Below are 25,235 nucleotides of genomic sequence, written 5' to 3' on the forward strand. Positions count from 1 at the left end.
ACCACCAATTAAATTAGTGGCCTTTAGAATAATCAAATCTTTATTGTAAGAACATTCAAACCTAAAACATTTTGATAAGTAAAATCCTTGGCGATACTATAGACCATCCTTAGTCCGATGTTCGTGGTCTTATCATCAGGATCAGCAAGGCGCTGCCTTTGAACAGGGTCAAAGGGCTGGCAGTCATCCTTAATACAAAGTATAACATCGTCGTCTTTAACTATTGCTCTGGCAGTGAGATTATGCTTTTTGTTATCCATAGCAAAACCGTGTCTTACTACATTCCCTGCCATTTCTTCAAGGGAGAGACTGGCAAAATACGCTCTTCTTTTATCTATGCCTTTACTTATACAGAAGTTTTGTACATTTTCAGAAGTTCCGGTCACGTCATCTGGCTTTTGAACCAACAATTCCAGTCTATGATCTTCATCCACGCCGAAATTGTCAGGGATTACCATAAGCTCGTCTATGTTTTGAGGTATTTTTTTATTCTTGATCATTGCATAAATGATAACAATTAAAACGCCCACAATGCCATTTAGAACATTGGCAAAATAAACAGCATTCATTCCCAAAAAAGGAATCAAAACGGCGGTAAAAGCACTTACACAAACGAATCCATCCAATACTCCATATATATGCACTAAAAGTTTTCTATTTGAAGCAAGTGCATAGCAACTAAAATGCATAAGCCATACTGCAAGCGGCATACATAGAGGAAGGATTCTGTATCCCCACATAGTCATGGCAAAAACCGGTTCTGACTGATTTTGGAAGAAAACCAAAGTAAAGGGCTTTGCCATTAGAATAATAAATGCCGAAACTGCGCATTGAAGAGGGATAAATCTAAAAAGCGCAGTCCTCATTACGTTCTTCAGAGTAGTTCTGTCCTCTTCTCCAATACTTACACTTATCATCATTCTTGATACATTCAGCATTCCGGCGGGAATCGCCCAAAAGAAAGCCATTATCGCGTTAGAAGCCGCAAAAGCAGAAATGCCAACATTTCCTACATAGGAAATAATAAGTCCATTGACAATCAATCCACGGATAGTCTGATATCCATTTCCTATTGCTCCAGGGAATCCGATAGTAACAATCTCTTTTGCATCATCCCACCTAAAGCCCTTAAAATTAAGTCTTATTGATGCTTGTGGCGTAAAGAAGAACTGGGCCTGAACCAGCATATACACCCACATTCCAAGGGACGATGCAATTGCAAGTCCCAAGGCCTGCAAATGAAGTACCTGAACAAAGACATAATTAAAAATCAGATTGACGACTATATATACAATACTTGCTATAGTAGTTCGGGTGGATTTGTTTTCAAGAGAAAGAAATGCCGCAAGTTGATTGCCAATAAATAAGGGGAAAATTCCAAGCGCCTGACCGAGTAAAAATCTATTAAACACAAGCCTGGACGAATTCTCAGGAGCAATAAAAGATGTCAGATCAAATATAGCCAATATGATCAATATCGCGGCTGTTACAGCTGAGATAATAGTACATAACAGAATATCCAGTGTAAAAACATTCTGCATTTGTCCAACCTGATTCTTGCCCATATATTTGCCGCAGATAACAACAGAACCGGTCAAAAGCATAAAGCTTATCGCACCTACAAGCTGACTAATTGGATTATAAAGACCTACGGCACCCATGGCAGCTTCTCCAACATAGTTAGATGCAAAGAAGCCTGTAACTATACCATTAATAGCACTAATAGAATTTAAGAGTATCTGTACCGGTAAGAGTCTGAACAACAGTTTTGCAGTCATTTGAAAATCAGAAACTTTAGAAATGTTTTTATTCATAATCACACTCCTTGATTGTCATTGACGTATTTACAGATATATTTTATCACCAAACAAATTATACACTTATTAAAGTTTTCTAATAATAAAATAACTTCCCATATAGGTTAATTGTTCCTATATGGGAAGTTATTAAAATACTCTTTCTGCTATAACTACCAACCTGTGCGTTGCTATATAGATTGGTGTACAAGTGTAAAGAGTTAAAATTTCTTTGTCAGTATTTTCAAGTATTTCAACATCCTCAGGTTTTACAGTTTTTATTTCATAAACTCTATAGCTATATGTATCTGTAGGAGTATCAATATAGATCATATCGCCTATTTCTACTTCTTCAAGCCTGTTGAAAAACTTTCCAAAAGTATAATTCCTGTGCCCTGCTATTACACAGTTACCTAGTTCACCTGGCAAAACAGTATCAGATTCATGACCAAGAGCAGCTTTTAAAGCTTCTTTTGAAGTTCCTTCAGTTACTACATTTTCACTGTCAATTGAGGGAATTCTTAAAATGTACTCGTTTTCTCCATCACTCTCTGATGATCCAACACTAGAAATTATACCTGTCTGTAAAAACTCTTCCCTCTCCTGCTTTATTTTTTGAATAGTATCCTCAACCTCTTTTTTCTGGCTTATGTTAAGCTGTATGGACGCTATTATTAAATATACGCCCATACTCAAAACAAATATGCCAAGGAAGCTCTTTACTATCTTGAATAAAATATTATTCATTAATCTTCTTCTTTCTAAAAACTATGAAAGCACCTGTTACAATCAATATAATTCCAAGAACATAAGATAAGACTGTTCCTATAAATCCACCTGTCTTAGCCAGTCTGTTTATACCCTTTATAGACTGCTGATTTGCATCTAATGTTTCATCTTCTGATACGTCTTCTAAGCTAACACTTTCGACAGTTGCATTTATTATGGCAGAATTGTCAGCCTGTTCATATGTATCTGTTGTATTTGCACTTGTATCTGCGTCGTTATCTGTATCTGTGTCTGTAGATGTATTTGTATCGGTGTCTGCGTCTGCATTTGAATTTGTGCCTGCACCAGCCTGTACATCAGAACCTTTAGCTGTATCCGAATCCGTGACAGTCTCTTTGTTTTTATCTGTATCCTTTTCTACAACTGTATCTTTACCCGATTCAGGATTTTCACCTTCATTTGTATTATCGCCTACTTCTGATCCGGTTTTTTCACCTTCTGAAGGCTCATTTTCTGTTTCAGGCTTAGTAACAGTCTGTGGAGCTTTATTTGGCCCTTTACTACCACTTTCAAATGTAGGAAGTTTAATAGTTGTCAAAAGAACTACTTTGTTATCCTCAAGTGCACTGGTAGAGCCATCATTTGAAATAATTTCTACAACATCATTATCATCTGATCTGAGAACTGTAAACTTGATTGATGAAGCTTTTTCATAGCCATCAAGGCCTTCTGTTTCACTGAGAATATATATTTTCTGATATCCAAGGTATAAGGTCTTGCTTTTGCCATCTGTTATCCAGGACTCAATTATTTCAGCTTTATTCTCGTTATCAGTCAGCTCATAAAGGGTAAGTGTTACACCTTCAAGTACTGTTGAAAGCTCATCTTCTTCAAACAATTCAACACAGGCTGTAATCTCTTCGTCATTAACATCTATAAATACAAAGTTTGATTCAGTACTTACATATTCAGTATCAGTATCTGATTCTGTTTGAATATAAAAATCACCGTTTGAGTCGATTCTTATAGCTTTAACAATAGCTGATTCAGAAACATAGCCAAATGGTACCTCACTTTGTTTAATATAGTAGTCTCCGGAAGGTAAACTTATTGATATTTTGCTTCCGGTTGTATTATATACACGAACAGGGTCAGATCCTGAAGCTTCATATACTGATATTTCAGCTCCTGTAAGGCTTGTATTTTCCTGATTAACTACATCCACTGTAAACGTGTATGTGTCCAGGTTTTTGTCTACCATTTGTATTTCATCGCCATCTACAGTATTAAAGCTGCCTTCCTGCGCATCGCACAAATTTAAATTGCCGTTTTCGTCAATATAAAAAACTATATCATCAGCTTTTTCATAGCCAAAAGGAACATCTTCTTCAGCTTCAGAAAGTGTGTAATGCACGTCATATGCGGCATTAAATATGTACGCATTTTCAGATGAAGTAAACTGCTCAGTTTTTGTAGTATTATTTGTTAATGTCCTTGAAATAGAAAGGTCAACTCCACTTAAAGCATTTCCATAACTATCAACCTTCGATATTTTTACTTCTTTTGTCTTCTTTTTTGCCACAAAAGAAATGGTCTTAGCATTTTGAACTCCACCGGATTCTTCCGTAGTAAGTATCTGATCAGTTGTAACAAATTCATACAGATTAGGAATAGATTCTTCAATTACACTAATTGTATAGTCTGTGCTATCAGCCAGTTTTCCAATCAGAGTTGCTTTTCCGTTTGATTTAGTTGTTAAAGTAGCAACTTTATTGCCATCTTTATCTGTAACTGCAAACTTAACTCCGGATAAAACAATATCACTGTCATCACTATCTGTAACTGTAATATACAAAACCTGAGGATCCTTGGTCCATCCTCCGCCAAAAGAGCTGACGCTTAAATCTGCTTTTGAGCTGTTAACAGCGCTTGAAGAGTAACCAACAAGTGAAATAGCATTGGAGTAATCACCACCACTTTTTATTTCAGTTGGCATAGCTTTATAGGTAAGAACATAAATGTTTGTATTATTCTCCCTTTGAGGGAGTGTCACATCAAGCTGTGTCTTCTCTCCGTTTGGTGTTACTAAAACAGTGTAATCTGTTTCTTCATTTTCAGCAGTTATCTCACCTGTAGAAGCATTAATGGAGCCAACATACAATTTTACAGATGTTTCATCAAGCGAAAGGTCTTCTCCCAATGTATCCCTCAAGATCAAATTTGATGGAAGAAGCTGCCTGTTGCCGTTAAAGTAAACACTATAAGTTATTTCTTTTGTAGTAGTATCAACGCTGGCAATCTTCTCTATGACCTTATTGATCCACTGGGTCTTAACAGACTTAGTTACTTCAAAACCTTTTATTGCAGAAGTAGATAAACTTGCTGTATTTGTAACGTATACTTTACCGCCATTAGTCGATGTAAATATATCTCCATCGTTAACTTTTGCAGAAAATGTTATGACCTTTTTGGCATTATCTGTTCCGACTTCATCATCATTTACATTAGGAAGATATATTTTCAAAGCTCCATCTGAATCATAGCTATAATATGCATCAGTAGATGTTTCCTCATCTATAGTGTTTCCATTAACTGCGATGCTACCTGAAACCAATGACAATCCATTAGTTCCAAGGTCATCAGTTACTACAATATGGGACATAGCCATTTTATTGGCATTTACAGTTATTGTGTAATCAATAGCATGAGTATCATAGTTATAACTTCCGGCTGTTTTATCAAGCACAGTACTTACGTAATTGGCATAAGCCGTATCAGATGACGCAGTTGCCTGATCAGCAAAAGTAAGTTTTACTGTATCCTTGTAATAACTTTTTTTAGTGACATTGTTTGACCAAACTTCAGCCTCTTCATCAGTAAGTTTCGTCACTATAGTAAATGAGGCGCTGGCACCATTAAGTTCATCGTCAAAACTAATCACCTTATTACCAGCTTCGTTTTCGCTAAGTGTTTTGCTGCCTTCATCAATAGTATAATTCTCAGATGTATCTTCTGTTGAAATCACAGCATTACTGACACTTACAAATTCCTGGCCATTTCCTACTATTTCTTCTACAACTGCATCTGTAATATTCTGCTTATTCTTATTTACTAAAACATTCCATGTAAGCTCATGTGTAGCAGCATTGTATTCCTCAAACTCTATATCAATTGCAGCATTTGTGGCAACGCTGGTACCTGTTACAGATATTTTACTCAGTGTTGGTCCTTTTAAAGGTTTGTAATTACCATTTCCTGTATAGTCATACTCATATTCCAGAAAAGCATAATTGTTAGGAAGCGTTGAATGGTTAGTCTGAAGAAATTCTGTATAGTTTTCTATTATCGTATTATATGTAATAGTGTATGTATGATCCTTTATTATCTGCTTGCTTCCATCTTCAAGAAATACCAATTTCCAGGTATAGGCCGTCTGACCAATATCAGAACTTCCCGAAGTTGTACCTATCTCATAATCTGTTCCAGCTACAAGGTCTGTTCCATTTTCAGTCACTTTAACAGAAGATTCATCAAGCTTCATAGTATAGTCATCATAGGAAGATATAACATCATACAGAGTAAGGTTCTGATAAGAATATCCGTTTGAATTGACCGTTATTGTCCATGAAGCAACACCTGTATTATTGCTGCTGTCATATTTAAGCTCTCCACCATTTTTTGTTATGAACTGTTTAAGTTCAGCAGATGATACAGAATCTTCTACTGTTGCTGATGTTATAGGATTGTCTAAATTATTCTTATCATAAAGACTTGCAGTATTTTCTATTGAAAGTGTTATGGCTCCACTATTTTGAGTGGATCCTGATGAAAGAAAATCAATATGAGTCTTGTAAGTAATAATAGTCTTCGATTCGGAGTCAAAAGAATAAGTAATAGTATTAGTATTGTCATTGATATTCAGATTTTCATTTTCATCTGAAACTGCACTTCCATTACATTCAAATGAACCTTTTACATAGCTCTGATTAGAATCGAAAGTATCAATAACTGTATACCCATTCTCATAGCTAACCGGATTTTCGGCTTCTGTAACAGTAATTGTCCATAATATATTGCTATCTTCATCAAGTTTGCTTTTTGTCTTAGTAATTGCAGGCTCAGAAGGCTGATTCTCTGAAATCTTAACAGTTAAAGCCTGAGCATCGCTGCCGCCCGGTAATGTAATAGCAAATTCTTCCTTACTTCCGACAGATTCGGCGTTTAATGTAAACGCCACGCCGAAAACCACATCATAAACCAGTTTCAAATTTTCGTAAGTAACATATAATTTTACATTACCATCAGTATCAATTGTTACATCACCAAATTTCGTGGTCTGATCTGAAAAATAAACCGGAAAAGTGAGGTCATTCTGAATAGCAAAAATGTCTGTATCAATTGAAGGTAAAGCATATGTGTTACCTGCTGACAAATATACTGCATTTTCATCATTCATGGCATCTTCAGAATAGTTTAAACTCAAAGGACTTTTGAATATATATTTTATAGTTAGTTCATCATTTAAAGAAACTGTAGTATCTGACGTAACCTCGTCACCATTAAGGAGTAATTTTACAGAGTCAATAAGAGCTGTCTCATCTACTGAATTTTCCTCTGTTGCAGTCTCATATGAAACTATGGCGTAGGAGGAAAAATGAGTGGTATAAATATAAATCCAATCATCCGTAGTTTTACATCCAACTTCCTCATAACCATCGTCTGATATATAAAAAGCCTTCAGATTACTTACATCGTCAAAGATATCCTTGCTGATCCTAACGGCGATCTCTTCTCCAAAATCGCTAATAAGCTGTTCGTCGCAAGTCAAAGTAAAATCATAAATCTTTACATCTTTTATTGCTTTAAGCTTAATAGATTCATTACCATTCTTTATTGACTCACTAACAGCACTCTCTAGTTCATCTGATCCTAAATAGTTTTCAGAGTCTTTTTCTTCAACAGCAAAGCTGGCATTTTCCGGCAAGGAATAATCATTTGGTTCAAAAACAAACTCAATATCATTTTCCTTGATTGAAATAAAATTGGTAGTTTCGTCATCGTCGTTTATTTCTTCTGTAGATTCTTCTGTTGACTCATCTTTTATTTCTTCTGTAGATTCTTCTGTTGACTCATCTTTTATTTCTTCTGTGGATCCTTCTGTTGACTCATCTTTTATTTCTTCTGTGGATCCTTCTGTTGACTCGTCTTTTATTTCTTCTGTAGATCCTTCTGTTGACTCATCTTTTATTTTTTCCGTGGATCCTTCTGTTGATTCGTCTTTTATTTCTTCTGTAGATCCTTCTGTTGACTCATCTTTTATTTCTTCCGTAGACTCTTCAGTTTCCTCATCAGATCCATCGGATACTTTTTTTGACGCAGCATCATCTTCAATATCTTCAATTTTTAATACTTCATTTGTTTCCTCTGCATAAGTAACTACATTACTTCCAAGTAAACTAAAACTCAAAAAAAGACATAAAAATGCCTTCATCACTCTATTCTTCATAAAACAGTGCTCCCCTTTATTTATCACTCATCAATCAGATGAATTAAATTGCATACTATTTATTAATATTATGGAAACTTATGTTGAAGAATTAGTGTTTGAATTGTGTAAATTGTGTGAAACAATTCGTTGTATCGTCCACAATTTGGCATTCAAAGTCTTATGCAACGCTTTAAAAATGTTATTTTTAAAGCCCATATACATCCCTCAAGCACAAAATGATAGAAAATGAGCAAGAATAAGACATTTTTATAAAATAAATCGTGATAGAATAGTTTAGGTGTATAAAAACTATTTTATTTATTGAAGGAGTTACAGATATGAAATTCTTTATTGACACAGCAAACATTGAAGAAATCAAAAAAGCTAATGACATGGGGGTTATCTGCGGAGTTACAACTAACCCTTCACTTATAGCAAAAGAAGGTCGTGATGTATACGAAGTTGTAAAAGAGATTGCTTCTATCGTTGACGGCCCTATTAGCGGAGAAGTTAAGGCAACAACTACAGATGCTGAAGGCATGATCGCAGAAGGCAGAGAAATTGCAAAGCTTCACAAAAACATGGTTGTTAAGATTCCTATGACTGTTGAAGGTCTTAAGGCATGCAAGGTTCTTTCAAGCGAAGGAATCAAGGTAAATATGACACTTATCTTCACAGCTAACCAGGCTCTTCTTTGCGCAAGAGCAGGCGCTGCATTCGTAAGCCCATTCCTCGGAAGACTTGATGACATCAGCGTTCGTGGAACAGACCTCATTTCAGAAGTTGCAGAGATTTTCAACATCCACAACATTCAGACAGAGATCATTGCTGCTTCTATCCGTCATCCTATGCATGTAACAGACTGTGCTCTTGCAGGTGCTGACATTGCAACAGTTCCTTACAAGGTTATCGAACAGATGACTCATCATCCTCTTACAGATGCAGGAATTGAGAAGTTCCAGAAAGACTACCTTGCAGTATTTGGCGAGTGATCATTTAAAATAAAACTTTGCATTCAAAAAGAAAAAGTCCGCACACTGGCATTATGGTGTGAGGACTTTTTTATATTCTCCAAAGCACTTAATATAAGAATTTAAAATTCAAAATTACCATTTATATAAATTTAAAGTATACCCTGCATCATTTGAAAACATTGTATCTTTTTTGGATTGCAGGTGGCCCTCTTCATGAATTCCCTTCTCTCTTTGCGAAGATGTTATCAGCTTTGTCCAATTATCATCATACTTTTTTGTCTCATATTTTGCAGAGTAAACAGCGCCATTAGTCAAAATCTTCTTTACTTTCACCTTTTTATAAGGCGCATCGGCCAGATATATATCATAGGACTCATCACCGTTTACATGTATGGAACATATCTGTCCCGGATCAGTATTCGAAAAGATTACTCTGAAATCTCTATTAGCCGGATAGTAATCAGATTCCAAAAGCTCATAATCGTCAACTGATCGAACATAGGAATAATGCTGAGAAAACTCATTAAAAAACTCAATTTTCACCTTATCATCGAAAACAATTGATTCCTTTTTATATATTTCCGCAGAAATATCCATGTACCCATCATCACCGAAACCTAAAACATTCACCTTCATATATCCATCAGGACAATAGATCATCGAATTATCACTATCTTTAAAATTCGTTGCATATTCCTTAAGAGATACGATCTCCGGCAGATCTTCACAAGATTTTTCAGTAATGATGTAACATCCATCAATTTCTCCACAATAAGGATATTCTGAATAAATGTAATTATCTACATTTGCCTTTGTATATTCAGTAGGAAATGCCTTTACATGATAATCTGTACTACCTGAATTTTTCTTGGAAAAAGAGCCACTATTTCTAAGATAGCTTGTAGTCTGAATTTCATAGTACGGATCATAGTCTACGACAAGCTTTTCAGAGTCAGACAGCTCAAGACTATTTCTAAACAGATCTTCAAAACAGCTGTTTGCGTAAGGCAAGAGCTCATCTGTATATACTTTTCCATCATCATTATTTACATATAAGTTGTGAGACTTAAACTTATAAAAGTACTTCCCTCTGCAAACATTAAGCAGAGGGTTCTTTGATGTAAAACTAAAGACTGATATATGATCGATATCATAAAGAAAAGCAAAAGCCTTATGAGTAATAAGGTAGCTCGCCCCATTTACCCAGGCTTTTGCATCAACTATCAAAACATCTGCGGAATTATATCCCGGCAGACAACCTGTAAGACAACACACTATAGCAAAAGAAGCTATAATGCAGTTAAATTTGTTTCTCCCCTTTTTCATACCTGATCCATTCTGTCAAAGTTAGTGGTGTGTAATCGGATCTTTTGCAAAAACAATTGATCATGTTACAGGGAATGAACCCTTCTGTTTCACTCCCAATAGGAACATATGATGTATTTCTGATCATCTCTATGATCCTCTGCATGAGCATTTCATCTCTCGTCTCATGCACATGGCCATACAACATATACGTCTTAGGATCCCCATTATGACGCTTTCTGTACTGGCCTTCATAAAATGGCATTGGATAATGACAACAGATTACTTTCTTTTGAGAATCTGTAATCTCTCTGTAATTATCTATCCATTCAAATCTCCCCAAGTCAAAGTCAGGTTTTCCAATGTACTTGTCATGGTTCCCAACAATAAGGCTAAGCTTTCCTTTTAGTCTGTGAATCAGTTCATTGGTCTCCTGAACATTTCCAAGTGACAGATCGCCTAAAATCACAACAGTGTCAGCATTTGTAACCTTGTCATTCCACTTCTTTATCATGTATTCATTCATTTCGGTTACATCTGCAAAGCCTCGCTTATCCATCTTGGTATTAAGCGCAGCGTGATAAAAATGGCAATCTGCAATATAGTAAATCATCTAAGGTCACCACCATCATCATGTTTCAAAAGCTCTTTGGGCTGGTCTGCAGCTGTGGTTGCAAGCTCATCACATCTCTCATTCTCCGGATGTCCATTATGCCCTTTAACCCAGTTCCAGGTTATATTGTGAGGCTTTGTTGCCTCAAGAAGCCTCTTCCAAAGTTCCACATTTTTAACCGGTTTATTGCCGGAGGTTTTCCAGCCTTTTTTAATCCAGTTATCAAGCCAATGATCAGTAAAGGGCTTAAGTACGTACTGTGAATCCGAAGTAACAACTACATCACAGGGTCTGTTAAGGCATTCAAGCCCTGATATTACGCCCAAAAGTTCCATTCGATTATTTGTGGTCTTGTCAAATCCGGCGCTGAGCTCTTTTACATGGATAGCGCCTTTGGTATCCACGTACCTTAGTATTGTTCCAAATCCTCCGGGTCCATCCGGGTTTCCTCTGGCTGACCCGTCTGAATATAATTCAACTTTCAATTTATTACCTCTAAATTCAAAAAAATAAAATCAGTTCCAGTTTCCTGTAGCTAAAAACTTATCTGCAAGAGTCTGCGCATTATCAACGATTTTCTCATCGTATCCTAATACTCCAAGAAGTTTAATGGCATTTCTGTTTGTGGCAGGTCCTGACTTTATCTTGTAATCAAAATGAACATCATTGTCAGTTACATCGCCCTCAAAATGATAAATACCAAGGCTGTCTTTTAATAAGGCTGTAAGCTCAATATCATGGGTAGCTGCAAAGCATGTTACATTCCGGTTTACAAAAGTCTTCAGAATCTCGGTTGATGCTGCAATTCTTTCAATTGTATTAGTACCTCTAAGCACCTCATCTACAAAACAAAGAACTCTGTTGCCTGATTTTGCCGCAGCATCAAGAATTCTCTTGATTGACTTAATTTCTACGATATAGTAGCTGTCGCCTTCAAAAATATTGTCATTAAGCGCCATGGATGAATAAACCTCAAAAAGAGGAGCCTTATACTCTTTTCCGAGAACCGTATGAATGGACTGAGCCAAAACAGTGTTTATTGCACAGGTTTTAAGAAAAGTGGACTTACCGGATGCATTTGATCCCGTAATAAGTATTCCTTCTTTTGTGCTTATATCATTGGCTACAGCATTCTGAATAAGCGGATGAATCAGTTCTTTTGCATCATAGCGATCACCCTCAAATTCAGGAATACAAAAGCTGCCTTTAAAAGACTCTCTAAAGCAGGCAATTGATATGTATGCCTCAATCCTTCCTGTAATAGTAAGTATCGTATCAAGATCGTCTCTGTGAAGACTTATCTCTTTATACATCTGATTGAACTTAATAAGATCAATATGTGTAGCGATCCTGATATAATCAAGAATAAGTTCAGCCGGATTGCCGCCTGAATTCATCCTGCTCTGTGACATAAGAATATATGAGCCTTTTGAAAAACCCTTTAATTCTGAAGCTGCTTTTTTGAGCGCTGAAATGTCATCTTCAAGTTCCGGAATATTCACCTTTTCAAAAAATGATACTGATCTGATAACTCTTAAAATATACCTGTAAGAAGCAAGATATGGCTCAATATCACCCTTTACGGCAAAATATCTAATTAGATTTATAACTACAAGTATCACAAAAGCTACAAATCCAATAGAAAAATTGAAAAAACAGACACATATAGAGAGTGCCATGAGAGCAAGCATCAAATAGTGCTCTCTATTGCTGAATTTACCGGCATCTTTGAGATAATCAATGTAATCATAAATTGAATACCTTATGTTTCTGCCAATCTTAGAAAAAATAAGCTGCAGGCTGATCCTTGCATCTTCATTTTTCTGTAAAAAAGAAACCTTTTTTTCCAAAGAATCAAAATCATCATCAAGAAGAGGTGTCCTTAGCATATGGTAAAGGTACTCCTCTCCTGTAGCGCTAAGGCAGTAATTCATCCTGGCAAATACGCCATCCATATTGAGGTCATTCCAGGTGGTGTCATCAATCTGATAATCTGCTGAATGATTTTTATAATACCCTTGCAGATGATCAAGGTCATCTTGTTTGTAGTTTCGTTTTGGTGCATCTCCAAAGTTCTTTTTTAATTTGGTTAAAAGAATTTTTTCAGACCTTCTACTGTCTCTAAGTCCTAGTATATAAGCGATCAGTGATATGCCTACAAGGACAGATAAAAAAATTATGCTCTCCATAGATGTATGTTTTTTCCTTTATATTACTTGAATTTTTTGATTGATTCTGTAACTAGCTTTGTAAATAAAGGAGCTGCCTTGTCAGCTGCTTCCTGAACTTCCTTGTGTGAAAGAGGAGTCTCTGAAAGACCTGCAGCAAGATTGCTGATGCAGGATACACCACATACCTTAAGGCCCATATGATTAGCTGCGATTGCTTCATTGACGGTACTCATACCAACTGCGGAAACTCCAAGTTTCTGTAGGAGTCTGATCTCTGCAGGAGATTCATATGAAGGACCTGTAAGCTGACAGTAAACACCCTCTTTAAGCTCTATGCCATTTTCTTTTGCTGTATTTCTGATGATTTCCTGAAGGTCCTTTTTGTAAACTTCAGACATATCAGGGAATCTTGCTCCAAGCTCATCAAGATTAGGTCCGATAAGCGGATTAGGAGCAAACATAGAAACATGATCTGTAATAAGCATCAGATCACCGGCGCCAAAGCCTTCTCCAAGACCACCAGCAGCATTTGTAAGAAACAGGATCTTGGCACCAAGAAGTCCCATAAGTCTTGCAGGAAGTACAACATCATGGACATCGTATCCTTCATAATAATGAACACGTCCCTTCATGCATACGATCTTTACGTCCCCAAGATAGCCAAAAATAAACTTTCCTGCATGTCCCGGAACTGTAGAAACAGGGAATCCCGGAATATCTTTATATTCAATTTCAGTCTCAATCTTTATATTATCTGCAAATCCGCCAAGTCCTGAGCCAAGTACAAGTGCTACGTCAGGAACAAAATCTGTCTTCTTTCTAACTGCTTCTTTGCAGGCAAGTAATTTTTCATAACTCATATTTTTGTCACCTCTTACTTTCTTTTTTCAAACACTAGATAAAGTATAGCATATAACGCCTTTAATCGGTATCAGGTAAAAAACTGCTAAGTGTCCCCTTAACAACAGGCTGCATAGTTGTCTTTACTGCCTCGTTAAGGATCCCCTTCATACCACCCTTTAAAAATCTGCTGTAGATCATGCCTGTCATACCACCAAAGGTATCAGGCGCAAGATTATCAAGGGTTGTCATAAGCATATCTGTACCCGGAATCTCATGAAATCTTATCTCAATAGAGCCCGGAACTGATGGATGTATAAAGGTTCCCTTCCTGTCCACTCTGTCCACAGCATCATCTTCAAAGTAAATATTCATTACTCTGGTGCAGGCTTCTTCAAGAAAATATATCTCATTCCTAAGAACCAGCCTGTTATATTCATCTCTTTTACATGCCGAAGAAAGAGATACGATATACTTCTCGCCGTGCATGTTTATTATACTTTTATATCTTCGACCACCAAATCCGCACCTGAGACTGAATATTGTTTCGCCTTCATATATTTCAATATAAAAAGAATTATTGTTTCCCTTCCTGAAACCAATCTTTTGGATGCCATCAGTAAAATTGTTGTGAACTATCTGCATCATCAAAGGAAACAGACCAATACCTTTAATATCAAGATCATAGGTCTTTCCATCAAGCTTTGACAGCCATCTGTCTATCAGGATATTTTCGCTGACATTGTTATAGGAATAAAGTGATGGCTTAAATGCTCCCCTCTTTGAACTCACCACAACTTCAGTCTTTCTAGGCCGCCCCTTGGTCATAGCGATACTTTTTCTCTTGTAGCCACCATTTAAGATCTGTGGAAAATCTACTGTCCTACCACTTACTGATTTACAAATTGCCTTAAGTTCAGACAATGCTGCAAAGTCTTCCGGAAGTGGATGATCAAATACATCCGTAAGCTCTTTCATATGATTCCTGATAGTAACAGCCATGAGACTTGTCTGGAAAACATCGCTGTTTCCTGCATTGGTCACAACAACCATATCAAGATCAGGATATACGAAAACGTTTTGCCCAAGCATTCCGTTAAAAGCATAAGAGCCTGGTCTGTCATCATTTACCCAAAGCTGATATCCATAGTGTTCATTGTCATCTTTGCCTGTTTCGATCTGCCAGGCTGTGGACCTTTCCACCCACTTTTCAGGAATTATCTGCTGGCCGTTCCACTTACCCTTTTGAAGATACATAACTCCGAGTTTTGCCATATCTTCAGTACGCATAAAAAGGCCCCATCCGCCTTTTGTTATACTCTGGGGACAGCTTTCCCAATAAACTCTCTTTATGCCCATTGGCTCAAATATTCTTTCCTTACAGAACTCAAAAAGTGATTTCCCTGTAATCTCGGTTACAATAGCCGACAGCATATAGGTATTCATGCTATTGTATTCAAAAGCTGTTCCGGGCTCAAATTTAAAGCCTGAACTCAGAAACTCTTTTCTCCAGTCATTGCCACTAATTGAACCAGCCTCATTAAATTCAACTCCACTGGACATGTTAAGGAGATTCTCTACCGTTACATTCTTTTTAAGAAATCCAAGAGGCCCCATTCTTGTGCTGAATATATCATTGAGCTTGGTATCTGTACTTAACTTTCCTTCCTCAACCAAAAGACCTATAGCCATTCCAACAATACTTTTGCACATGGAATAAGAAACATGCCAGATATCCATCTCATAGGGTTCAAAGGCACATTCTGCCACAACAAAGCCGTGCCTTACGAACATGAGCTTATGCATATTACACTCTTTGTTCTCGGATAAGAATCTTATAAGTTCCGTAAAAAAAGCAGAACTCAACCCTTGAGATTCTGGTGTTTTTCTTACAAGGAACTGTTCACCCAAAACCGAAGTATTTATGAATTCCGGTTTTTGAGGAGCATAGTCAACCTTGCTGATTTCCCCGGTTTCCCTGGTCATCAGCTTCACTAGAAGTTCTCCAACGTCAAGTCCTGCTCTTGCCATATATTTAATTACCTCACTTATCTATTTTCATAGCCCTCATAGAGTTAAGGATTGCAAGTACTGCAACACCTACATCTCCAAAAACAGCCAGCCACATAGAAGCAATTCCAAGGGCTCCAAGGATAAGTATCAATACCTTTACAAACAAAGCAAAAACAATGTTTTCTTTTACAATTCTGATGGTCTTGCGTGCAATCTTAATGATTGATGAGATCTTACGGATATCATCATCCATAATAACAATATCAGCCGCTTCAATCGCTGCATCACTTCCAAGAGAGCCCATGGCAATTCCTACATCTGCTCTCATCAGAACCGGAGCGTCATTGATACCATCTCCAACGAAGGCTAAATTACTTTTATTATCCGCTTCATCAAGCATTTTTTCAACCCTGTCGACCTTGTCAGCAGGCAAAAGCTCTGAGTATATCTCATCAATTCCAACCTGAGCAGCAACATAATCAGCAGTATACTTTCTATCTCCGGTAAGCATGATCGTTTTCTTAACTCCGACCTTCTTCATGGCCAGAATAGCTTCTTTTGCCTCAGGCTTAATTACATCAGATATTACAATAGAGCCAATAAACTTTCCGCCGAGAGATGCGTATACAACAGTTCCATACTCATTTGGAGCCATAAACGGTATTTTTTTATCTTCTAAAAGCTTTGCATTTCCAAGAAGCAGTTCCTTTCCTTCATAAACTGCTGATATTCCATGTCCTGCAATTTCTTTTGCATTGGCATTTGATGCGTCAACTGTAGCACCTGAAAATTTCTCTTTATATGCGGCAAGGATTGACTTGGCGATTGGATGATTAGAAACGCTCTCACCAATTGCAGCTATCTTTAAAAGTTCATCAGCGGTAACACCGTTAAATGGATTAATGCTGGAAACTTTAAATTCACCAAGTGTCAAAGTTCCTGTTTTATCAAAAACAACTCTGTCTATGAGAGAAGCAGCTTCCAGGAAATTGCTTCCCTTAACAAGTACACCAATCTTAGATGCTGCACCAATTCCTCCAAAAAAGCCAAGAGGCACAGAAATAACAAGGGCACAGGGACATGAAACAATAAGGAATACGCAGGCTCTTCTTATGCTGTCTGAAAAAGCCATCTGTCCAAGAATAGGAGGAAGAATTGCAAGAATCACTGCACCTATTGTTACTACAGGCGTATAATAGCGGGCAAATCTTGTTATAAAGTTCTCCATTCTGGACTTTTTATTGCTCGCATTCTCAACAAGCTCCAGGATTTTGGCAACGGTTGAATCTTCGTAAGCCTTTGTTGCCTGAACTTTAAGTACACCCTCACCGTTAACGCAGCCGCTTATGATCTCGTCACCCACTACGACTTTTCTCGGTACTGATTCACCTGTAAGTGCTGCGGTGTCAATGAAGGACTCTCCCTCTAAGACAATGGCATCAACAGGGATCTTTTCACCTGCTTTAATAAGGAGTGTATCTCCAACACTAACTTCTTCCGGATCAACTTCATCAGTCTGTCCATCTTCCCTGACGATCACAGCATACTCAGGTGCAATGCTCATCATATCAGAGATAGACTGTCTTGACTTGCCAACAGCAACACTCTGGAAAAGCTCACCTACCTGGTAAAAGAGCATAACTGCCAAAGCTTCTGAATACTCTCTTATTCCAAATGCACCAAATGTTGCTATCATCATAAGGAAATTCTCATCAAAAACCTGACCATGACTGATATTTATACATGCTTTTCTGATAACATCATATCCGATGATTATATATGGAATCAGATAAACAAAAAATATGATGATTTCAGGAATACTGCTTAATAGTCCTGTTTTATCAAAAATAAGTAATATAATAAAAAGTGCAAGCACAATAAGTATTCTGTTTCTGGTCTTCTTTTGTTTTTTTGTCATAATCAACACCTGCCATTTCTAAAGAAAAACTCTTTTAAAAAAAATGGAGCCATATCACTATGACTCCTTATACCCTTAGGCAATCTCAATCTCGCAATCAGGCTCTACTTTCTTACAAGCCTTAACTGCTTCATCAAGAACCTTTTCATATACATCATCTGCAGCTTCAAGCATAAACTTCTGAGTCATAAAATTTACTCTTGCATTTACAACTCCATCAATCTTTTTAACTGCATCTTCCATTTTTGCTGCACAGTTTGCGCAATCAACTTCACATTTGTATGTTTTCTTCATAATTTAACCCCTTTCGCCATTTGGCTTTTAATATTTCGATCATTCCTCTATATGATTAAGACCTTGATCGATAATAGTCCTCACATGATCATCGGCAAGAAAATATATAACTGACTTGCCTTCACGTCTGTTACCTACGAGCTTACTCTGCTTAAGGATCTTAAGCTGATGAGATATTGCTGATTGTGTCATATTAAGAGTATCCGCAATATCACAAACACACATTTCTTCTTCAAACAGAGCAAACAAGATCTTTATTCTGGTTGAATCGCCAAAAACTTTAAAAAGCTCAGCCAGATCGTATAATTCATCCTCATCCGGCATTTCTCTTTTAGCTTTTTTAGTAACCTGAATATGTACATGGTGTTCTTCACAACACTCTACATCTGTAACTGCCACAAAGCGCCTCCTTTCGAGTATCTATAAAAATAAATGATTTTTATAAGCTAATGAACATATGAATAATTGTTCATATGTTTAATATAAAACCTGACTACCAATTTGTCAACACCAATAGGCTGTCTTTAAAGAAAAAAACTCCGCCAGCTTTTTGCTGACGGAGTCCTGATCTTTTTAACAATCTTATTTAATTATTGTTATATCGCCTCTTGGAGAAGCATATGTGCTTCCGATAACTCCGTGAAGCTCTGTCTTAATATAATCTATAAGAGCCTCATCAAGCGGAATTCCAGTATCAAAGCTTGTTCCTGAACTAGCGAAGCAATAATATGTATCTCCACCTACAGAAATAAAGTTATTTGTTACAACAGCATATGTATCTGTCTTAGAGAATGGCTGTCCATTTATGCTCTCAATTGTTACTCTGTTTATGCTGCTTGGCTTATGATAAGTTGAGTTGGGATAAATAGGTCCTGCTGCAAAGGACTTGGTTGTATTAATCGTAAATTTAATTCCGCTAGTCTGCGGGAAGCCTCCAACAGGCTCTGGTGTGCAGAAGGTTGAAGCTTCTAATGCTTCAAGGAGCTGTTCTCCTGTAACATACACTACAGTAACTGTATTTCCAAAAGGAAGAACTGTATTTACATCCTTCTTGGAAACATTTCCAGCACTTATAGGAGCTCTTAAACCACCACCATTTGTAAGTGCAATAACATGTGAAGGATCAACAGATACTGATCCTGCATCCTTAAGAATTGTCCAAAGAATAGCATCTGATACAAGATTTCCCATGTTTGTTTCTTCTGTTCTGTTTCCAGGAGCCTTATTACCATTGAGGTCAACTTCGCTCTTTGCAAATGCTACACTATACTCATTATCAATTCTCTTAATGATACCTGTTGCCACTGCATTCGTAGTTACTTCCGGCTGTAACTTGTCATAATTAAGAAGATAGCTATCTTCAACTGACTTACTCGCATTGTCGATCACAACAACACCAATAGTCTGGAGTTTTGTACCTGTTGAAGTAACAGGATCAACAATATCTTCTGCTGACATAACAGTATGTGAGTGTCCATCGATAATAATATCTATGCCTTTTGTCTTTTCATAAAAAATATCACTGCTGTTGCCTTCTCTTGCAGCTTCAAGGTCAACACCCAAATGTGTAAGACACACAACAAGATCTGCCCCCTGTGCCTTAAGCTGACTCGCCTGCTGATTACCGCAAGCATAGAGCGCATCCTTTGAAAGGAATGTAAGTCCCTTTACATAAACAGGATTTGACTTAGTCTGTGTCTCAGGAGTAACTACTCCAAAGAAGCCAAGTTTCATACCTGACTTAGTAGTATACATTGCATTTGGTACGAAGATTGAATTGCCATTTTCATCCAATACATTGGCACATATAGTCTTAAACTTAGCAATCTTTATATCTGCCTTAAGCTGGTCTAAGCCATAGTCAAACTCGTGGTTTCCTATTGTAGCAAAATCATAACCGGCAGCATTCATAACAGTAATAGCGTCTGCGCCTTTTGACATATTGACATAAGGCGTTCCCTGTATATAATCTCCGGCATCAACAAGGAGAACTTCTGCTCCTCTTTTCTGGAAATTTTCCTTAACAGATGCAATGTAAGGATAACGTCCAACAGCTCCATGTACATCATTAGTGTGGAGAATAACTGTTTTGCCGGAAAGATCGGCAGGAACATCAGCAATTGATTTTACCTCTGCAACCACATTTGTTGCTTTTGAAGTAATTGCGGTTACATTAGCTGTAAGCACCAGTGCTAATGCGAGTAGAACTGAAATAGAACCTTTTAGAATACGTCTCATACATAACCTCCCTTGTATAATATTAAAGCAATTAATATTATACTATTTTTTGTTGGGTAACGTATGCTTTTTGTGTGTTAAATCGTAAAAAATAAAAACGCTCCTTGGGGATTATTGGAAAGTTCTTTGGATTTTCTGTTTATGATGGGAAAAATTAAAAATTGAAGGATTATTATATACACTAGTTATATTCCTCAAGGAAGCGTCCTTATTAAGCAACCATAGTCTATATTACATCATTAAAAAAAGACCCGATCAGTTACACTGATTTGGGTCTTTTTTACACTTATTTATATTTTTATGAGGCTCCAGATACTTTGGGCTCCATCTGATGGCAGCCTTAAGTTATATTTCATCTATACTGTCAACAACATATGCCTCATCAACAGTTGCAAACTTTCCATTTTCAACGGTAAGTGAAAATACTGCATATGCAAAAGCTTCACCATTTTCTTCGTCATACTGAGCTACAAAGATCTTTGTAGTACCGTCCTGCATGATTGGAAGATTTGATGCGTAATAAACGCCATCTTCAGCATCTGTATCACATATCTCTACATCGTCAACATAAACGATCTCTTCACACCAGAGGTCTGTCCTGTATGGAGCAGATATATAGGCAACACCATCTACTATATTGCAGTTAATATCATTGTTGTATTCTGTGTATTCTTCTGCTGATGAAAATTCACCATTTGCATATTCAGATGAATAATTGTATTCCGTTGTACCCTCATCTGTAGTTGTTGTTACATTAAAGCTTGTTGTTGATGTTGACTCACTTGCACAAGCTGTAAGAGATACTGCTAAAACAACACCTGCCATTAACAATCCGATTTTCTTCATAATTATTTTCCTCCAAAATGTCATATTTTTGATTACAAATATTTATACGAAGGAAAAAAATATGTGGCAGAATTTTTTTAAATTAAAGAAAAAATATAAGAAATTTCATCTTCTGAAACGATGTCATCTGCTCCCAAAATTAACGCTTTGCCTGATTTTCTGGGTTTTATCAGGCCTCTTACATAGCACTGGGCAAGCGGATTGGCACAAACTTTGCAGTCATAAATATCAGGAAAAGTCCCTGCGTCTCCCCAGTCAAGATCCTTTTCTTTCAGAACATTTTTATAAAACTCATGGAGTACTCTGGCCATGGTATTCCTGCGAAGTGGCATTTTATATACATCTCCACTACTTTCTATTATTTCACATAAAAACGGACCAAGAGCCTCATAAGAAAGCTCCTGGTTGTTTTTATTCTGATATAAATCTATGAGTTTATTTGTAAAATCCTTACAATTCATAATTATTGCTCATCAGGAAGAGAAACTATAAATGTCATATTATCAAAGGCCTTAAGACTTGAAACTTCAATGCATCCATCCAAAACTGTAAATATTTCATCAGTGTAAACATCAAGAGTTTCCAATTTCTTTGCATTTTCAAATACTTTGAAATATTCGCCCTTTTCGCTACCACTAAAAACCTTAATTATATCTTTTACAGTAATCTTATAGGTATCTTCCTTATCTTTTTCGCTTACATTTATAAAGCTAACAGCAAATCTGTCTCCCAAAAGAGGCTTAACAAGAATATCTACTCTATCATTGTCTCTTATGTACTCTTTTGAAGGATCTTCCGCTGCAAGGCTCGAATAAACTCTCTTTGCCTGAATTCCAAGCTTATCCTGATTTAAAGAAATAAGCTTTTCATTAGAGATAATGCTATAGATCCAATCTCCTTTACTTACTCTTCTAAGGTCAAGTCCCAGCATCAATGGAGAATTCATCATACACCACATAGCCATATGAGTCCTGCACTGAGTTTCATTAAGACCATCCATACCGATCATGAGCATATCAGGGTCATTCCAACCCTTTGAAAGGCCTGAAAATTCATCCATGATGACAGCCTTATTGTACTGCACAGCTACACCAGGTGTATAATCGGAAGTCCAGTCGCCGTGCCCCGGATCGCCATCACTTCCGACTCTGAAAGTGATATCATTTAATATTCTCCAGGAATCGCAAACCTTACTGCCCCAATTTTGAGGCTGTGTCTTTCCCCACTCGCAGGCTGAATAATAGATATCCTTATCAGGTGCTAACTTCTTAAGCTCTTTCAACAGACGTCCATAAGAATTTAGGGTATTCTCCTGCCTTCTGTGGTTCATTATTCTTATTTTGTTTATGCCCTCGTGTAAACTGCAGCCAAATCCGCTTTCTTTATCGGAAGATGCAGTTGACCAGGCAAAAGAAGCAGGGCTTTCAGTTTCTTTAAGAAAGCCGTCAAATATCATTTCTCCTTCGGTCATTATCTGGAGCCATTCTCCGACGCCTTCCTCTTTTCCGGTTGCATATTCCACAAAGATATAATATTCTCCATCAACTGGAACATTTACATCAAATACAAGTTCACTGCTCTGAAGTCCCACCGGTGTATTGTCAGGTCCTGTTCCATCAAAGGTACCTATTCTTGTAACATAGTCACCATCTGCCTTCTCGGCTAGCCTTCCTGTTACAGCTCCATCTTTGACTGCAGAGTACAGCTTTTCAAAAGAGCCATCAGCTGAACAAAGCTTTATAGCTCTAATATTTGGAGCAAAGGTGTATCTCGCATTTTCAGCATTTGAAAAAGTTGCATTGTCAAAAGGATAATAACAGTTATCTACCTTCAAAAAGTCAACTCCCCACTCTATATAGCTTGCAGCATCCAAAGCTTCATGACCACAGGTTCCAACCTGTGCACCTGCGCAAAGATTGGTTCCTATGTCATTGTACATTCCAAATTTAAGACCTTTTTCATGGATATAATCAGACAGTGCCTTAAACCCGCTTGGAAACTTGACTTCTTCATTAGAAAGCTTATCTTCAACTCTTTCAGTTTTATAGCACCCATCATCTAAAATAATGTACTCATAGCCAAGTTTATCAAGACCAAGCTCTATAAACTTATCAGCCATTATTTTAGTAAGAGCCTCCGTATTGCCACTTCCAAAAGCATTCCAGCTGTTCCACCCCATTGCCGGAAGCTTATTTTTTTGTTTACCAAACATTACTTTGCCGTCATCAAAAGAGTCATACCTTCCAGCTGACTCTATCGTATCCGGTCTTAAGTTTTCATACCCCATTTTTTACCTCTCCTAAAAAAGCCGTAGTTTTTAATACTACGGCTTTTTGCTAGTTTATTTTAGAATGAAACCTTTTTAAATGATTTCTTTCCTTTTCTTACCATAACTCCATCTGCAAAGAATGCCTTGTCATAAGTTGTCTTTACATCTGTAACCTTTTCATCTGCCACAGTCACGCCGCCCTGCTCAACAGCGCGTCTTGCCTCACTTCTTGTAGCACAAAGGCCTGCAGAAACAAGAACCTGGAGAACATCGATGTTTCCATCTCTGAAGTCCTCTTCCTTAAGACTTGTAGCAGGAACATTTGCAGCATCTCCGCCGCCTGCGAAAAGAGCTCTTGCTCCATCCTGTGCCTTCTGAGCTTCCTCTTTTCCATGTACAAGTGCTGTAAGCTCAAATGCAAGGATTTCTTTCTTTTCATTGACTCTGCTGGGATCCCACTTCTCCATTTCAAGGATTTCCTCGATAGGAATAAATGTGAGCATCTTAATGCACTTATCAACATCAGCATCATCAACGTTTCTCCAGTACTGGTAGAAATCAAATGGTGATGTCTTGTTAGGATCAAGCCATACAGCGTTTCCGGCTGTCTTACCCATCTTTTTACCCTGAGAATCAGTTAAAAGAGTGATTGTCATAGCGTGAGCATCCTGACCAAGCTTTCTGCGGATAAGCTCTGTACCACCAAGCATATTGCTCCACTGATCGTCTCCACCAAATTCCAGATTACAGTTGTATTTCTGGAACATGTAGTAGAAGTCGTATGACTGCATGATCATGTAGTTGAATTCAAGGAAGCTGAGTCCCTTTTCCATACGCTGCTTGTAGCACTCTGCACGAAGCATGTTGTTTACTGAAAAGCAAGCTCCAACCTCTCTTAAAAGCTCGATGTAGTTAAGATTCATGAGCCAGTCAGCATTGTTTACCATTAAAGCCTTGCCATCTGAGAAATCGATGAATTTCTCCATCTGACGCTTAAAGCAGGCAGCATTGTGGTCAATATCCTCTCTTGTAAGCATCTTTCTCATATCAGTTCTTCCTGATGGATCACCGATCATTGTTGTTCCGCCACCGATAAGAGCAATTGGCTTATTGCCTGCTTCCTGAAGTCTCTTCATAAGTGTAAGAGCCATGAAATGACCTGCTGTAAGTGAATCAGCTGTACAGTCAAAGCCAATATAGAATGTTGCCTTACCATTGTTTACAAGGTCTCTGATATGCTCTTCATCTGTAACCTGAGCAATAAGACCTCTTGCCTTAAGTTCCTCAAAAATCTGCATAATGCACCTCCAATTGATAGTCGTTGCAAAGAAAAATCCTTCGCAACATAATTTGTTGCGAAGGACGAAATAATCCGTGTTACCACCTTCATTCACGCTATGCTCACGCAATGCGCCTCAATAAGTACGATTCAAAAATAATCTGAATGATACTCTACTGATGTAACGGTCAGTCCCCGTCTGAAACTAATATCTCACGGTAAAAAGAATTCGTTCCAGCAGCTCACGGAGGTATTCATCATCGCTCTTAACTTACGCTTCTCACCAACCAGCAATTCTCTGTTGTCAGATTTCGATTCTTACTTATTCCGGTCACAGCCTTTAATATTTAATTTCTTAACAAATTTTAATAATTTAAAAATATTATGTCAAGCGTTTATTTGTAGTTTTAAAAATAGATTTGTAGTAAAATAAGACCACATAATAAATTAGAATCATTGGGA

Annotated in this window: 18 protein-coding genes and 1 other annotated feature; of the genes, 1 reads left to right on the forward strand and 17 read right to left on the reverse strand. The window is 37.3% G+C overall.

Features of this window, described 5'->3' with window-relative positions:
• Positions 1 to 32: 32 nt before the first annotated feature.
• From C4S54_RS01750 to C4S54_RS01760, 3 genes are all read right to left on the reverse strand, one after another.
• The gene (locus C4S54_RS01750; RefSeq protein WP_103867981.1) at positions 33 to 1,814 is read right to left on the reverse strand and encodes an MATE family efflux transporter; all 1,782 of its coding nucleotides are present in this window, start codon (positions 1,812 to 1,814) and stop codon (positions 33 to 35) included.
• 132 nt (positions 1,815 to 1,946) lie between these two features.
• On the reverse strand, positions 1,947 to 2,543 hold the full coding sequence (locus C4S54_RS01755) for a sortase (protein WP_103867982.1): 597 nt from the start codon (positions 2,541 to 2,543) through the stop codon (positions 1,947 to 1,949).
• Positions 2,536 to 8,031 carry an MSCRAMM family protein gene (locus C4S54_RS01760; protein WP_103867983.1) on the reverse strand — a complete coding sequence of 1,832 codons (5,496 nt, stop codon included), beginning with the start codon at positions 8,029 to 8,031 and terminating at the stop codon, positions 2,536 to 2,538. Before C4S54_RS01760 ends, C4S54_RS01755 begins: the two co-directional genes overlap by 8 nt.
• Before the next feature lie 320 nt (positions 8,032 to 8,351).
• On the opposite strand from C4S54_RS01760, the gene fsa reads away from it, so the two are divergent.
• Positions 8,352 to 9,005, forward strand: a complete 654-nt coding sequence (fsa, locus tag C4S54_RS01765; RefSeq protein WP_022774517.1) for a fructose-6-phosphate aldolase — start codon at positions 8,352 to 8,354, stop codon at positions 9,003 to 9,005.
• A 114-nt stretch (positions 9,006 to 9,119) separates the two neighbouring features.
• On the opposite strand, the gene C4S54_RS01770 is transcribed toward fsa, so the two are convergent.
• The 14 genes from C4S54_RS01770 to tyrS form a co-directional block, all read right to left on the reverse strand.
• The gene (locus C4S54_RS01770) at positions 9,120 to 10,313 is read right to left on the reverse strand and encodes a hypothetical protein (protein ID WP_103867984.1); all 1,194 of its coding nucleotides are present in this window, start codon (positions 10,311 to 10,313) and stop codon (positions 9,120 to 9,122) included.
• Positions 10,288 to 10,905 carry a metallophosphoesterase gene (locus tag C4S54_RS01775; protein WP_103867985.1) on the reverse strand — a complete coding sequence of 206 codons (618 nt, stop codon included), beginning with the start codon at positions 10,903 to 10,905 and terminating at the stop codon, positions 10,288 to 10,290. The genes C4S54_RS01770 and C4S54_RS01775 overlap by 26 nt, the downstream gene beginning before the upstream one ends.
• The gene (gene rnhA, locus C4S54_RS01780; protein ID WP_103867986.1) at positions 10,902 to 11,390 is read right to left on the reverse strand and encodes a ribonuclease HI; all 489 of its coding nucleotides are present in this window, start codon (positions 11,388 to 11,390) and stop codon (positions 10,902 to 10,904) included. Before rnhA ends, C4S54_RS01775 begins: the two co-directional genes overlap by 4 nt.
• A 30-nt stretch (positions 11,391 to 11,420) precedes the next feature.
• Positions 11,421 to 13,094 (reverse strand): MutS-related protein, encoded by a 1,674-nt coding sequence (locus C4S54_RS01785; RefSeq protein WP_103867987.1) that lies wholly within the window; start codon positions 13,092 to 13,094, stop codon positions 11,421 to 11,423.
• Positions 13,095 to 13,117: 23 nt separating this feature from the next.
• The gene (locus tag C4S54_RS01790) at positions 13,118 to 13,936 is read right to left on the reverse strand and encodes a purine-nucleoside phosphorylase (RefSeq protein WP_103867988.1); all 819 of its coding nucleotides are present in this window, start codon (positions 13,934 to 13,936) and stop codon (positions 13,118 to 13,120) included.
• A 61-nt stretch (positions 13,937 to 13,997) separates the two neighbouring features.
• A complete protein-coding gene (locus tag C4S54_RS01795) occupies positions 13,998 to 15,947 on the reverse strand; it encodes a serine hydrolase domain-containing protein (protein ID WP_103867989.1) in 1,950 nt (649 codons plus the stop codon).
• 13 nt (positions 15,948 to 15,960) lie between these two features.
• Complete coding sequence (locus C4S54_RS01800; protein ID WP_103867990.1) at positions 15,961 to 17,847, reverse strand: heavy metal translocating P-type ATPase; 1,887 nt, start codon at positions 17,845 to 17,847, stop codon at positions 15,961 to 15,963.
• A gap of 75 nt (positions 17,848 to 17,922) precedes the next feature.
• Complete coding sequence (locus tag C4S54_RS01805) at positions 17,923 to 18,141, reverse strand: cation transporter (RefSeq protein WP_103867991.1); 219 nt, start codon at positions 18,139 to 18,141, stop codon at positions 17,923 to 17,925.
• A 39-nt stretch (positions 18,142 to 18,180) separates the two neighbouring features.
• Positions 18,181 to 18,540: an ArsR/SmtB family transcription factor gene (locus C4S54_RS01810; RefSeq protein WP_103867992.1), complete on the reverse strand. Its 360-nt coding sequence runs from the start codon at positions 18,538 to 18,540 to the stop codon at positions 18,181 to 18,183.
• 183 nt (positions 18,541 to 18,723) lie between these two features.
• The gene (locus tag C4S54_RS01815) at positions 18,724 to 20,379 is read right to left on the reverse strand and encodes a bifunctional metallophosphatase/5'-nucleotidase (protein ID WP_103867993.1); all 1,656 of its coding nucleotides are present in this window, start codon (positions 20,377 to 20,379) and stop codon (positions 18,724 to 18,726) included.
• 345 nt (positions 20,380 to 20,724) lie between these two features.
• Positions 20,725 to 21,225 carry a hypothetical protein gene (locus C4S54_RS01820; RefSeq protein WP_103867994.1) on the reverse strand — a complete coding sequence of 167 codons (501 nt, stop codon included), beginning with the start codon at positions 21,223 to 21,225 and terminating at the stop codon, positions 20,725 to 20,727.
• A gap of 77 nt (positions 21,226 to 21,302) precedes the next feature.
• On the reverse strand, positions 21,303 to 21,686 hold the full coding sequence (locus tag C4S54_RS01825) for a hypothetical protein (protein WP_103867995.1): 384 nt from the start codon (positions 21,684 to 21,686) through the stop codon (positions 21,303 to 21,305).
• 2 nt (positions 21,687 to 21,688) lie between these two features.
• A complete protein-coding gene (locus C4S54_RS01830) occupies positions 21,689 to 23,512 on the reverse strand; it encodes an alpha-galactosidase (protein ID WP_103867996.1) in 1,824 nt (607 codons plus the stop codon).
• Positions 23,513 to 23,571: 59 nt separating this feature from the next.
• Positions 23,572 to 24,792, reverse strand: coding sequence for a tyrosine--tRNA ligase (tyrS, locus tag C4S54_RS01835; RefSeq protein WP_103867997.1), 1,221 nt, complete (start codon positions 24,790 to 24,792; stop codon positions 23,572 to 23,574).
• 57 nt (positions 24,793 to 24,849) lie between these two features.
• Positions 24,850 to 25,117, reverse strand: a binding site (T-box leader).
• Positions 25,118 to 25,235: the final 118 nt, after the last annotated feature.

It is taken from the genome of Butyrivibrio sp. Su6, from assembly GCF_900108105.1.
Classification (GTDB): domain Bacteria; phylum Bacillota; class Clostridia; order Lachnospirales; family Lachnospiraceae; genus Butyrivibrio.

Coding starts and splice junctions, on each gene's coding strand:
- C4S54_RS01785 (WP_103867987.1), bottom strand. CDS start 13,094: ATGGAGAGCATAATTTTTTTATCTGTCCTTGTAGGCATATCACTGATC.
- C4S54_RS01795 (WP_103867989.1), bottom strand. CDS start 15,947: ATGGCAAGAGCAGGACTTGACGTTGGAGAACTTCTAGTGAAGCTGATG.
- C4S54_RS01800 (WP_103867990.1), bottom strand. CDS start 17,847: ATGACAAAAAAACAAAAGAAGACCAGAAACAGAATACTTATTGTGCTT.
- C4S54_RS01770 (WP_103867984.1), bottom strand. CDS start 10,313: ATGAAAAAGGGGAGAAACAAATTTAACTGCATTATAGCTTCTTTTGCT.
- fsa (WP_022774517.1), top strand. CDS start 8,352: ATGAAATTCTTTATTGACACAGCAAACATTGAAGAAATCAAAAAAGCT.
- C4S54_RS01805 (WP_103867991.1), bottom strand. CDS start 18,141: ATGAAGAAAACATACAAATGTGAAGTTGATTGCGCAAACTGTGCAGCA.
- C4S54_RS01790 (WP_103867988.1), bottom strand. CDS start 13,936: ATGAGTTATGAAAAATTACTTGCCTGCAAAGAAGCAGTTAGAAAGAAG.
- tyrS (WP_103867997.1), bottom strand. CDS start 24,792: ATGCAGATTTTTGAGGAACTTAAGGCAAGAGGTCTTATTGCTCAGGTT.
- C4S54_RS01830 (WP_103867996.1), bottom strand. CDS start 23,512: ATGGGGTATGAAAACTTAAGACCGGATACGATAGAGTCAGCTGGAAGG.
- C4S54_RS01815 (WP_103867993.1), bottom strand. CDS start 20,379: ATGAGACGTATTCTAAAAGGTTCTATTTCAGTTCTACTCGCATTAGCA.
- C4S54_RS01825 (WP_103867995.1), bottom strand. CDS start 21,686: ATGAATTGTAAGGATTTTACAAATAAACTCATAGATTTATATCAGAAT.
- C4S54_RS01750 (WP_103867981.1), bottom strand. CDS start 1,814: ATGAATAAAAACATTTCTAAAGTTTCTGATTTTCAAATGACTGCAAAA.
- C4S54_RS01760 (WP_103867983.1), bottom strand. CDS start 8,031: ATGAAGAATAGAGTGATGAAGGCATTTTTATGTCTTTTTTTGAGTTTT.
- C4S54_RS01755 (WP_103867982.1), bottom strand. CDS start 2,543: ATGAATAATATTTTATTCAAGATAGTAAAGAGCTTCCTTGGCATATTT.
- C4S54_RS01820 (WP_103867994.1), bottom strand. CDS start 21,225: ATGAAGAAAATCGGATTGTTAATGGCAGGTGTTGTTTTAGCAGTATCT.
- C4S54_RS01775 (WP_103867985.1), bottom strand. CDS start 10,905: ATGATTTACTATATTGCAGATTGCCATTTTTATCACGCTGCGCTTAAT.